At 57.7% G+C, this 12539-nt stretch carries 10 protein-coding genes; 2 read left to right on the forward strand and 8 right to left on the reverse strand.

Features of this window, described 5'->3' with window-relative positions:
• Positions 1 to 29 precede the first annotated feature (29 nt).
• Complete coding sequence (locus tag HGAS_RS03575; protein ID WP_051007852.1) at positions 30 to 2813, reverse strand: choice-of-anchor M domain-containing protein; 2784 nt, start codon at positions 2811 to 2813, stop codon at positions 30 to 32.
• Between the two features lie 52 nt (positions 2814 to 2865).
• A complete protein-coding gene (locus tag HGAS_RS03580; RefSeq protein ID WP_026066610.1) occupies positions 2866 to 3627 on the reverse strand; it encodes an SDR family NAD(P)-dependent oxidoreductase in 762 nt (253 codons plus the stop codon).
• 38 nt (positions 3628 to 3665) lie between these two features.
• On the opposite strand from HGAS_RS03580, the gene HGAS_RS03585 reads away from it, so the two are divergent.
• Positions 3666 to 4451, forward strand: coding sequence for an exodeoxyribonuclease III (locus HGAS_RS03585; protein WP_026066611.1), 786 nt, complete (start codon positions 3666 to 3668; stop codon positions 4449 to 4451).
• On the opposite strand, the gene HGAS_RS03590 is transcribed toward HGAS_RS03585, so the two are convergent.
• The 6 genes from HGAS_RS03590 to HGAS_RS03615 all read right to left on the reverse strand — a co-directional run bounded on the left by HGAS_RS03590 (position 4435) and on the right by HGAS_RS03615 (position 11858).
• Positions 4435 to 5241 carry a serine hydrolase domain-containing protein gene (locus HGAS_RS03590; RefSeq protein ID WP_019126513.1) on the reverse strand — a complete coding sequence of 269 codons (807 nt, stop codon included), beginning with the start codon at positions 5239 to 5241 and terminating at the stop codon, positions 4435 to 4437. The two genes, HGAS_RS03585 and HGAS_RS03590, sit on opposite strands and share 17 nt — an antisense overlap.
• Before the next feature lie 10 nt (positions 5242 to 5251).
• Positions 5252 to 6025, reverse strand: coding sequence for a TetR/AcrR family transcriptional regulator (locus tag HGAS_RS03595; RefSeq protein WP_019126514.1), 774 nt, complete (start codon positions 6023 to 6025; stop codon positions 5252 to 5254).
• Positions 6026 to 6138: 113 nt separating this feature from the next.
• Complete coding sequence (clpB, locus tag HGAS_RS03600) at positions 6139 to 8754, reverse strand: ATP-dependent chaperone ClpB (RefSeq protein ID WP_019126515.1); 2616 nt, start codon at positions 8752 to 8754, stop codon at positions 6139 to 6141.
• A gap of 197 nt (positions 8755 to 8951) precedes the next feature.
• Positions 8952 to 9752, reverse strand: a complete 801-nt coding sequence (locus HGAS_RS03605) for a hypothetical protein (RefSeq protein ID WP_019126516.1) — start codon at positions 9750 to 9752, stop codon at positions 8952 to 8954.
• Positions 9742 to 10548: a type 1 glutamine amidotransferase gene (locus HGAS_RS03610; RefSeq protein ID WP_019126517.1), complete on the reverse strand. Its 807-nt coding sequence runs from the start codon at positions 10546 to 10548 to the stop codon at positions 9742 to 9744. Before HGAS_RS03610 ends, HGAS_RS03605 begins: the two co-directional genes overlap by 11 nt.
• Positions 10545 to 11858: a MurT ligase domain-containing protein gene (locus tag HGAS_RS03615; RefSeq protein WP_019126518.1), complete on the reverse strand. Its 1314-nt coding sequence runs from the start codon at positions 11856 to 11858 to the stop codon at positions 10545 to 10547. The genes HGAS_RS03610 and HGAS_RS03615 overlap by 4 nt, the downstream gene beginning before the upstream one ends.
• A gap of 86 nt (positions 11859 to 11944) precedes the next feature.
• Here HGAS_RS03615 and HGAS_RS03620 point away from each other — a divergent pair, with 86 nt between their 5' ends.
• Positions 11945 to 12523, forward strand: a complete 579-nt coding sequence (locus HGAS_RS03620; RefSeq protein ID WP_019126519.1) for a GtrA family protein — start codon at positions 11945 to 11947, stop codon at positions 12521 to 12523.
• Positions 12524 to 12539 lie beyond the last annotated feature (16 nt).

The raw sequence follows: 12539 nt of genomic DNA on the forward strand, positions 1-12539 counted from the left end.
GTGAGTCCAACCGGGGCACTTGCTTGTACTCAGTGTCTTCTACGAATCAGCAGGGCGGCACCAGCACCCAACACAATCGCCAGTGCTGCTGCAGGGATCCACCACCAGCGTGGGATTCTCGACACGGTCGATTCGCCGGCCTCGTCATTGCTCAGCTGGGCTGCTTGAGCCGGAGAATCTGAATCAGCAGCCGGACTTTCACTGACGGTCGGAGTGCTGCTTGGCTCTGCTGAGGCGGCCAATGGGGCAGCCCCGCCGCCACCACTCACTCCCCCAAGAACGCGTCGGGAACCAGAAGAGTTAGAGCGCGAACCAAGCAAGCGTTCACCCGCACTGACTTGCCCCAGAGTATTGCTCGGTGGGGGCGTAGTCGTTTGAGTGGCTGGCTGAGCCGATGGGTTTTCCGAGGCCTTTGGATCTGCAGCCGAAGGACTCGCCGCGGGAGCGGGCGCAGATTCTGTCGAGGCGGGTGTCGGAGCAGTTGTCTGATCCGGCGTTGGCACCGGCGCTACTGAGGGAGTATCCGCCGAGGGACTGGGCGAAGGAATCGGATGCTCAGAGGGTTGTTCACTTGAAGGGGTGGGCGCAGGAACCGCGGCCTCGTGAACGGAAACGTTCCAGCTCATCGGAGCAGCGATCTCCTTGTCTCCATCGAGTGCACGGATCTGCAGTCGATAGTGACCAGGCTTCGAGAACACCCAGTTTGCGTGCATATGAGTCGGAGAATCGGTGTGAATGCGCGACTTTGCGGGGTTTGCCGAGTCGACCATGATATTCGCCGGACCTCCGAAAGTTCCTCCCTGGAAGAAGGCAACTCTCGAATCCTTCGGAGATTCCACAACCTTCAGCTCATAATCGATTCCCTTGGGGAATTGAGAATAGTCGATACCTTCCGTGCTGACCCCAGGCCAGACAATATCGGGATTTTGAGTCTCAGGAAGCACGTAGCTGGATTCGCCAATTGCGCCCAGAACGTCATAACTGGGATCGGATAGGCTCTGCGGACGGGTAAAGCGCGCGTTGACACCAACCTTCCACGTCACTGAGTCGATTGCACGCATCACTGAGGTCTTTTCTCCCGTCAAGGAATCATCCTTGAGCACCAGCGAGTAGTGCGTGGCTGCGCCAGAATCCTCGCGAAGACGCAGGTCCATATGTCCGCGCGCAAGTTCAACCGGATTCGTCTTCAGAGCATCATCCGCGTGATCGTTACTGGTATCAGGAATATTCGGCGCAGGAGAAGGAGTCGGCGACGGAGAAGGAAGCAAGGGTTCGGCCGTTGGTGCCGGAGCGGGTTCAACAGGGTTTCCACCCGGCCACATCTTCAACTTCAGATCCATTCCGAATGAAGAGGACAGTTCCACATCTTCTTGCCCCTTCGTGGTCATGGATGCCAAAGACTTGGGGTGCGGGCGAACACTAAATTTCATGTACATGGGCTGCCCCATGCAGGCACCCAAATCTTGCTGCTGAATATCAATCCCACCCTTTCCAAGAGTGCCTTCGATGGCACACCACGGGGAGAAGTCATATTCGCTTTCGAAAAGCTCAACTTTATAGGCCGCGCGCAATTCGGGATCGTCAGCCTGGACCTGAACTGTGTACTGGTCTTCGCTTCCCTCCTTGCGGGTATAAGAGACATGAACACCTGGGCGCGAAACCGAAATCTGGGCAGGATCCCAAACGGGGCTCGGATCCGGATTAGAGGGCTCGATGATGACCGAGCTTGCCCGGGTGACACGTACTTCCGCGCGGTCTCGCTGAGAGAAGGCCTGAGGCGTTGATGCCCAGCGCGCACTACCACTTCCGGCCTCGGGAATAAAGACCGCCTGAATCAGTGCATCATCGTCACCCAGAAGTTCACGAACCTGCGCTTTTCCGTCAACGACGGGTTCTTCGGTGAGGAAGTATCCGTTGACGGTCAACCAGAGGCGACCTTGATCCGTTGCGTGACCGCTATTGAAGGTGATCTCCGTTAGGTGCTGGTCTCCGGGGTGTTCACGCTGCGGGTTGGGAGCAAGCGTCAACGAGGGCTGCGCCTGAACGCCATCACTGCGCTGTGCCTGTGCGGCGGCAAAAGCTTGGTGAATATCTGTGATACTTCCGGAAGACGGGTTAGATCCACCGACCTGCCAGGTCAGCGACTGGATGGGCGAGGTGTAGATCGTTTTCCCGTCAATCGAACGCGCATTCACGCGGAAGCGTGCTTGGTAGCGCCCCGGTTGCGTGAAGGTCGTGAAGAGGTGCGTGTGACGCGGGTTGTAGACCGATCGATAGGCGATATCGTGGCTCGATAGGAAACGCGACACCGAGTCTCCGTGATCGATGAACATCTCCATCCGTCCCGGACCATCAACGTTAATCAGGTCTAGGGTGTAGGTGCTTCCATCGAATTCATCAGGCGCTGCCCATTCGACAGAAGAGTCAGCGCCGAGGCCCGCCCAAATTGGCGTGTTGTTGGGACCGGGGTTTTGTGGGGCTGCGTTGAGGACCGAGTGCTCAGGGCCAAGGAAGGCAAGGTCAGGACGCTTTTCGGGAATCTCTAATTGATACTTCGCGTCTTGCGCTCCACTGCCTGCCCAGGCTTTGGGAAGCCACAGGACGGTCTTTTCCACTGGCATATTGATGGTGTTCATCGTGAAACTATGCGTATCCGCATGCCAGATAGGGATGGGCGCGTCAACGTGTTGACCGGTAACGACCCATTCGGTATCGCGGTCAGGCCCAGCCCATGCGAGTTGGGGCATAAGGGCAATGGTCAGGGCTAGGGCTCCGGTAGAAATGATCCTCTTAACTCTCATAATGAGAATCATTATCACAGTAGAAGGGTGCTAGCGTCAATTCCGCCACCGACCACACAAAACGCTACATATGCGGAATCGAACGCATGACGCGGCGCGTGACCCAACGCGGAGCAACCCGCATTGCAGCCATTGCCACCTTGTAGACCGGCGTTGGAGTTACCAACACCTGCCCCCGTCGCATCGCAGCCAAAGCTTCGCTCACAACCTGTTCTGAAGTTGCCCACAACCACTGAGGCGCTGCGGACATGTCAACGCCAGCGGCCTCAAAAAAATTCGTATGCACCGGTCCGGGACATACCGCTGTCACGGTAATGCCACTACCCCGAAGCTCCTCTGACAGCCCCTCACTAAACGCACGAATCCACGCCTTGTGCGCGCTATACGTCCCCGCGCCGGTCTCTGATGCAACCGAGGAAACATTGATGATGGCTCCCCGTCCACGCGCACGCATGGCATTCAGCGCCGCATAGGAAAGAACCATAGGCGCACGAACCATAACATCCAGAGCGTTTTCTTCGGCCTCGATGGTGTTATCAATAAATGAGCACCCCAGCGCAAAACCGGCGTTATTCACCAGCAAACCAACAGGCGATTGCTCATCCGACAGACGCTGAGCGACGCGATCCACATCGCCGGCTACGCCAAGATCAGCAACGATCACTTCCGCCTTCACTCCGGCGATCTGACGCAAATCCTCTGCGAGCTTACGAAGCTTCTCTTCACGCCGCGCCACGAGGACGAGATCATGATGAGCCGCTGCCAGCTGCCAGCAAAATTCTTCGCCAATACCCGAGGTTGCCCCGGTCACAAGTGCGATACCCATGGCCATTATCTTAACGACCTCCGCGTATGCTGGGTCCCATGAGGCTTGCAACTTGGAACGTCAATTCAATCCGCACCCGCGTCGACCGCGTCATCGCTTTCCTTCAGCGCTCCGACGTCGACGTCCTTGCGATGCAAGAAATTAAATGCAAGCCTGAGCAATTCCCAGTTGAAGCCTTCGAGGCGGCCGGTTATCAGGTGATCATGCACGGCCTGAACCAGTGGAATGGCGTCGCCGTTGCCTCGCGTCTCCCGATCGTTTCACATGAGTTTAATTTCCCAGGCCAGCCCGCCTTTGGAGATCCCGCAGTCGTCGAGGCCCGCGCTCTGGGCGTGACAGTACGCGATGGAGACCAGGAAGTGACGACGTGGAGCCTCTACGTTCCGAACGGACGCGAGCTCGACCATCCACACTATTCCTACAAGCTCGAATGGCTCAAAGCCCTGCTGTCAGTAGGCGATTCCTGGCTTGAAGAAAAACGCCAAATTGCACTGGTTGGCGATTGGAATATCGCACCCTACGATCATGATGTTTGGGATATGACGGCCTTCGAAGGCCAGACACATGTCTCCCCCGCTGAACGACAGGCCTTCTTCGCTTTCGCTCAGCACGGCTGGGAAGAGGTCACCCGCGAGCGCGTCGATCAATACACCTACTGGGACTACCAGAAACTTCGCTTCCCCAAGAATGAGGGAATGCGCATCGACTTCATCTACGCCTCGCCCGAGCTTGCGCAACGCGTCACGGCAGCAGAAATTGATCGTGATGAACGCAAGGGGAAGGGCGCTTCTGATCACGTTCCCGTGATCATTGACCTCGCATAGCCTGCACAATCTGACTATTCAGCGAGCCCCAATGATCGTGATGCCATTGGCCGAAGGGGCGTTCACCTACGAAGACCGCGCGCTCTGCGGAAAGCGGATCAACCCACAGGAATGAACCAGCCTGCCCAAAGTGGCCAAAAGTTGCCGCCGACGACTGGGGCGCAGTCCAATGGGGATTCTTTTCTCCCTTAATTTCGCAGCCCAATCCCCATGGACAGGGACGATAGTTCCCGTACCCAGGGACAATCCCAGCCAGTTCAGGGAAGTGAACACTCTGCGCACTGGATGCGAGCTGCGCTGAAATCAAGGTCGGATGGGCAAGTTCGCGAGCAAAAAGCATCAGGTCAGCCGCATTTGAGCGGCCCGAGTAGGCCGGCGAGCCTTCAATTTCCAGGCTGGCCAGCCCCAAAGGCTCGCTCACGCTTTCCTCAATCCACCGAGAAATCGGGCTTCCCGTCGCTTCTTCAAGCATCTGTCCGGCGACTTCAATTCCCGCATTTGAGTAGATTCGTCGCTCCCCTGGTGCGCGTTGCAGGTGCGTCTCGTTCATCGCCATTCCCGAGGCATGCGAGAGCAGGTGCTCAAGCGTCACTCCCGGGAAGGGAGCGGGCGCGTCTAGGGTGATGAGGCCTCGAGAAATCGCAACCAGCGCGGACCATGCGGTGAAGAGTTTGGTGACCGAGGCCAGGGGGAAAACTTCCTGGGGATCCCCCCAGCTCAGCGAGCTACCGCCGTCATTTTCCGCACAGATCGCCGCCTTGAAAGGAATCGAGGAGAAATCTGGAGACATCAACTGCGGGTCAGTTCTGGGCGCTGGAGTACTCCACCAGGAGTTGCTGGAAGGGCGCTGCGGCCTTACGAGGAATCATCGATCCAAGTGCAAGAAGTTGCTCAGCGCTATAGCGCAGTTCGCGAACCGCAAAGGCCAGGTACTTAATGATGAGTTCACGGCTATCAAAACGCTCGCCGTCCCAACCACCGAGGATCACCATTCCATACCAGCGCTCGACAAGCCTACGAGTATCCACCGGATTCTCGGGATCATAATCGGGCATCTCTTTGGCCAGTTTCTCAAGGAGCTGGAGCATCGCATCAACTCGATATGAGAAATGGTCATGGGCGGGATGACTGTCATTGACAGACTCAACGGTAAAAACGCGGTCTAGATCAGTCATCACCTGGTTGTCGGGGGCTGCAGCAAGACGCAGGTGTGCAGCGATCCACTCATTCATGGTCGTAACTTTTGCACCGCGTTCTTCAAGGATCGGATCGCCGGGAGTACCCTCTTCGGTTTCGGCGGTCACAACCTCAACGTCGAAAATACCGAACGCCTCTTCGAAGGCTTCGATAACATTCAGGACCAGGGCATCCTTCGTCGGGAAGTGATACATGACGGTCGGATGGGAAACACCGATTTCTTCGGCAAGATCTCGCAAAGAAAAACCGTAGTAGCCGCGCATTGACAACAACTGCGTTGCCCCGCGAATAATCGTTGTCCGGGTGGAACGTCCAACGGAGTAGCTACCTCGCTTCTTACGGGCGGGACCCGTCTGCGAATTTTCGTCTTCGCTCACGGCTACCTCCTTCATTCTTCAGTTCTGCTCTGTTGGGTGGGGATAACTCTTAAAGTCTAAGCGAAAATGCGGGTGGTGCGAAATTATTCGCACCACCCGCAAGTCGCTACCGATCAGTGATTGGATACCTCAACGCGGAGTCCTTCAAGATCGTCGCTGACATCGACGGTGACGGTGTCACCGTCTTCAACCTCGCCGCTCAGAAGCAGTTTGGCCAGTCGATCGCCGATCTCGCGCTGGATCAGCCTGCGCAGAGGACGAGCACCGTAGGCCGGGTCGTATCCTCGCCTGGTCAGCCAGCCTCGTGCACCTTCGGTGACATTCAGGCTGATACGGCGATCCTTCAGGCGATCCGCCATAGATTCGACCAAGAGATCAACGATTCCAGACAGGTCCTCGAGGCTGAGCGGATCAAAGATCACGGTCTCATCCAGACGGTTGATGAACTCAGGCTTGAAGGAGGCACGCACGGCATTCATCACACCTTCGCGCTTTTCTTCTTCACTGAGCTCAGGATCGGTCAGGAACATCGATCCCAAGTTCGAGGTCAGGATCAGGATTGTGTTCCTGAAGTCCACGGTGCGCCCCTGACCGTCGGTCAAACGTCCGTCATCCAAGACCTGCAAGAGGATGTTGAAGATCTCGGGGTCTGCCTTTTCAACCTCGTCCAGGAGGACGACGCTGTAGGGGCGACGACGCACGGCCTCGGTCAGCTGACCGCCCTGTTCATAACCGACGTATCCCGGAGGGGCACCGACCAAACGGGCTACGGAGTGCTTCTCCGAGTATTCCGACATGTCGATTCGCACCATGGCGCGTTCATCATCGAAGAGGAACTCCGCCAAGGACTTGGCAAGTTCGGTCTTACCAACGCCCGTGGGGCCAAGGAAGAGGAAGGAACCTGTGGGTCGGTTCGGATCGGACAGGCCTGCACGCGAGCGGCGAACCGCATCGGAAACCGCGCGGACAGCATCCTTTTGGCCGATCAGTCGATGGGCAATGAAGTCCTCCATATGGACGAGCTTCTCGCTCTCGGTCTGGAGCAGCTTGCCCACGGGGATTCCAGTCCACGATTCGACAACCTCAGCGATCTCGGTCGGACCGACCTTCTCGGCGATCATCGGCTCATTGGCCTCGTTCGCCTTTTCTTCGGCCTCAACCTTTTCTTCCTCTTCGCGAATCTGACGTTCAATCTGAGGAATATCGCCGTTTTGCAAACGTCCCGCTTCTTCGAAGCGACCGGCACGAATCGCCAGCTCCAACTGGGTACGCAACTCATCCAACTGGACGCGGAGCTCACCCACGCGGTTATGGCCAGCCTTTTCGGCTTCCCAACGGCTGGTGAGAGCAGCGAGCTCTTCATTCTTGTTTGCGAGGTCCTCGCGAAGCTTCTCGAGGCGCTCCGCCGTGGCCTCGTCCAGACCATCGGGGTCAGACTCGGTCAGGTAGGACTCTTCCATACGGAGACGATCCACCTGGCGACGCAGAACGTCGATCTCCTCGGGCGAGGAGTCAAGTTCCATGCGCAGTCGGGAGGCGGCCTCGTCGATCAGGTCAATGGCCTTATCGGGAAGCTGACGCCCGGTGATGTAGCGGTCAGACAGCTGAGCTGCCGCAACCAAAGCACCGTCAGAAATGGTGATCTTGTGGTGTGCTTCGTACTTCGGTGCGATACCGCGCAAGATTGCGACGGTGTCCTCAACCGAAGGCTCACCAACGAACACCTGCTGGAAACGACGCTCAAGAGCGGGGTCCTTTTCGATGTTCTCGCGGTACTCATCCAGGGTTGTTGCGCCGACCATGCGGAGCTCGCCACGAGCCAGCATGGGCTTGAGCATATTGCCCGCGTCCATTGCGCCTTCGGAGCCGCCACCGGCACCGACGACCGTGTGAAGTTCGTCGATGAAGGTGATGATTTCGCCGTCAGATCGTTCGATTTCGTTAAGAACAGCCTTGAGGCGTTCCTCGAATTCACCACGGTACTTCGCGCCCGCAACCATCCCGGTCAGATCAAGAGCGATCAGCTTCTTGTTCTTCAAAGATTCGGGGACGTCGCCAGCGACGATTCGCTGAGCGAGGCCTTCGACGACGGCGGTCTTACCGACGCCGGGCTCACCGATCAGAACAGGGTTGTTCTTGGTTCGACGAGACAACACCTGAATCACGCGGCGAATTTCGCTATCGCGACCAATCACCGGGTCCAGCTTGCCTTGGCGTGCAACCTCGGTCAGGTCGCGTCCGTACTTCTTGAGGGCCTCGAAGGAACCTTCGGGGTCAGCGCTGGTGATAGGTTCGGGGCGAAGCTCATCTAGAGCCTTCTGCAAGCGATCTGCGGTTGCGCCGTTTTCACGCAGGATCTCGCCAGCGCTATCGTCATTTGCGGCCAACGCAATGAGCAGGTGCTCAGTGGAAACGTAGGCGTCTCCCTTAGCTTCTGCACGCTTGCGGGCATCGTTAATCACCTGGATCAGACCACGTGAAGTCTGCGGTTGGGCAACGCTCGATCCGCTCGTCGACGGCAGAGCCACCAGTGCATTGCGCGTACGAGCGCCGATCTGCTGCGGATTTGCTCCAATTGCTTGAAGCAGAGAGTAGGCAATGCCCTCACCCTGTTCAAGAAGTGCTTCCAAGAGATGCAGGGAATCCACCTGCGGGTTCCCAGCGGCCTGTGCCGACTGGACCGCGCTGCTCACTGCCTCTTGGGCTTTGCTTGTAAATTGTTCAGTCATCATTCCTCCTGCCGCTTATTACGGGCGGCTTTTTTCGTTCTGACTTACACAACGTCAACAAACTTGAGTCTATTCCACTCAACTTTATTTTTCTGCACAAATCATGCATCCGAAAACACATTTCACAGAAAAGAAAAAGAACGCCGAGCCGAACGCATTACACGTCAGCTCAGCGTTCCCCCACATCAGTGGATGTTTTAGCGCGAACGACGCAGGTAAATCCCCAGACCAATCACGCTTAAGCCCAGCATTCCCACAACGCTCGACCAGGTCATCGCATCGGGAGCCTTCGACAGGGCAACAGACTCGCTAAAGCCCGTCATTCCAACCATTTTCAGACCATCAGGAGAGCACACAAGCGTGTAGTCGCCAGCCTGCAGTCCCGAAACGGTCCACTGGTTCAAGGTGGACTGCATAGGATGCTCTCCCCCATCACTTCCACGAAGGAGGCACGAAGTTGCCTGTCCAGACGTCACCTGAACGACATAGCCGCCACTGGAATCCACACTCACGCTCTGGCCGCTGGAAACCTCACGAGCGCTGGCCTGCATCGCAGAAAAATCCGCACCAGACATTGCAATTCCAAAGAAAGTCGCGGGAGCAATGAGCACGGACATGACAATGCCCAGCACAATCACACCAATTCCACGCCGGCGCTTCTTTGCCGACTGACGAGCCTGCGCGGGAACGCCGATCTCCTCACCGCGCATCGGCTGGGCGGGTGGCGCATAGCCGAGTTTTCCGCCGGAAGTGCGCAGTTTGATACGTTGTTGTTCCCCTTCGCGAGGCAGCCTCCTGCCCGCCGGCGCCGACTCCCCTTCCCTCTCAGGTACAGCCTCGATCGACGAGGCCTGCCGGGCCTGGGGTGCCCGCGCGGAGGTTACCGCGGGCTCGGCCTCGGAATAACGTTCAAAACGCGAGCCACGCGAGGGCAGAACCAGTTCACCATACTGATCCCAGGGCACACCCCGCCCCGATCGCGATTCCTCAGCGCTCATGTCGCTCCAAACGCTCGCGGAGCTCTGGGCGCGAAATCGTTGCAGCTAGGCGTTCACGACGAAGTTCCGCAACGCCCGGGACCTCGAGAGGCTCAAGCTTGTGCCCCAAAGCACGCTCAAGCAAAAGGTCCGCAAGCTGGGGGTTGCGCGCAAGAACCGGCCCATGCAGGTAGGTCGCAATGATTGAGCCCTGAACAGCACCGTCGATACGCGGCACTTTGAGGGCGGCTTCATCTGGAGAAGAGCCCTGTTCATCAAAGCCTTCGGGAGGAAGAATCGAGTTCCCCTTTCCGAAAAGCACCTTCCCCAAAGGACGCGCATCGGGACCCAGCTGGCTTCCGCCACCGTGGTTTTCAAACCCTGTCAGCGGCTCAGAAAGTCCATCAATCTCGGGCTGAACAACAAGTTCGCCGATTGAACGCTTTCCCTGGGGGCGAGTCGTTAGATCCAAAAGACCCAGGCCCTCAACCTTACGATTGCGCGCATCCGTGTACCAGTGGCCCAAGATTTGAAGTGAAGCGCAGACGGCCAAAAGAGGCCTACCCGCTGCTACAGCATTCTTCAAACCGGGATCGGCAGTGAAAGTCTCGACCGCAAGTTCCTGGGCTGCGTCTTCACCGCCACCGAGTGTGTAGATATCGAGATCATCGGGAATCGCATCACCAACACCGACATACTGAATCTGGGCATCAAAGCCACGCCGACGCGCGCGCTCCGCGAGCACCAGGGCGTTGCCACCGTCCGCGTAGGTCCCCAAGACCTCGGGGAGAAGAACGCCAATTCGCAGTGCACTCATTCTGCTTCCTCCGCTTGACGATGAGAATCCAATACCCGCTTAAAATCACGCAAAGCCGTGTAGTTGAGAAGAATTTCAACCCTGCCCGGTACGCACGATTGCAGCGCATCCATTGGCAGCGGGAAAAGTTCACAGTGGACGCCCGCATATTCCAATCGAACCGCGAGGTCTGCACCGCGCTCACCACAGGCATAAACCTTGCGATGTGGGGCACCAAGCACTGAGAAATCCACATCCCACAGCCAGGACAGGTCTTGCCCGTCAGCAACCTGGCCGTTGATCGCGACAATCACCTGATCAACACCGGGGTCAATCATGTACATGGCTTCCTGCCAGCCAGCGGGGTTCTTTGCCAACATGAGTCGCGCCAGTCGGCCGTGGATTTCGTAAGTCGAATAGCGGCCTGCAACCTCAACGACTTCGGACATTGCGCGGCACGCGGCCTGCGGGTCCACGCCCATCGCAACGGCCGCAGCCAGTGCCTCGAGCGCATTGGACAAATTGGCGCGCCCCGGCAGTGAGAGCCGCAAAGGAATTCGCAAACCATCCTTACGACAGGCAGTCGCACTGGGGTGGGAAGGATCGGAAAGGTCCTCGTCTTCCAGCCACCACAGAGGATCGGGGCGACGATACTGGTCCAAACCTTCGTCCGAAGAAGAGGCCGTCAAAGGAACGACTCGCCAAGAATCATCGGAGTGGATGACGCGCCCGCCGCGTGGGAAGGCAGTCGAATCCCCCATCCATGCGTGTCCGGCAGCAACCCACTGAACATTGGGGCTATCCCAGGCTGCCGAGGCAACCAGCGGATCATCACAGTTCGCAATCACAACGGCATTGGGATGTTCATTGACCGCCTTTCGCAGGCGACGCTCAACAGCTCCGATCTCGCCGACTCGGTCCAGCTGATCTCGTGAAAGGTTCAGCAAAACCATGGCCTGTGGATCCACAAAACGCGACACCGTGGGCATGTGCATCTCGTCAACTTCGAGCGCGGCAAGCGGGGCATCCGAACGCATGAGTGCGGTGGTGATTCCCGGGGTCATATTGTCGCCATTTGTATTGGAGGCAACGTGGCCAATCGAAAAGAGCGCAGCACGAAGCAGGCGGGTCGTTGTTGACTTTCCGTTGGTACCAGAAACGACAACACTTCGGCGATTCTTTGCCAATTCTGCGAGCAAATTCGGGTCAAGCTTCAGCGCTACTTTGCCGCCGATCATTCCACCCGAACCGCGTCCAAGACGGCGAGAGGCCCAGCTGGCCCCCTTCCCCGCTGCTACTGCTACGCGCGAACGTAAAGTCAATGAAGTCATGGAACCTACACTACATTGATTGCTTCATAGCTTCTCCATAGCTTGGACATAATTCGTACAGATCAGCTGTGGGCAAAGTTAGTGTCATGAACACGAACGCAGCACTCCAGACGCAGGGTCAGACCGCCACGGCATTCGCTTCCGCCCTCAGCGCGAAGCTTGTCGACACGATCCGCACCAATGCGCGCGTCCTGCGCTACCTGGCCTCGTCGCTGTCCTCAACCGCGCTGGACTACACGATGCTGCTCATCCTGAACGCAACCATCGGCGGAGTCTTCCTGCCGGTCGCACTGGCCAGGGTCTCCTCGTGTTCTCTGAACTTCGCTCTGAACCGGAAGGTCTTCAACGCTCGCGGTGGAATTGTTGCGACAGCAATCCGCTACGCGATCATGGCTGCAAGCGTGATGACCATGTCCTACCTGATGATCCAGGCTCTGGTGTCAGCCGGCATGGCTCTGTGGATGGCCTCTTTAGCCGCGAACACTTCGCTCTTCATCGTCAACTACCTAGGCCAGAACTTCTTCGTCTTCGGCACCTTGGCCGACCTTCGCGCCTCAATTTCCGAGGCCGTGGCCGGGCTGCAGCAGGCAGCAACGCGGGCGACCGGTATCCTTTCGTCGATGCTTGCGCGGATCGCTGGACGGGATCTGGTCTTAGCTGCCTGAAAATTGGGAGCGAAAA

This window comes from Actinomyces sp. ph3 (assembly GCF_000308055.1).
Classification (GTDB): Bacteria; Actinomycetota; Actinomycetes; order Actinomycetales; family Actinomycetaceae; genus Pauljensenia.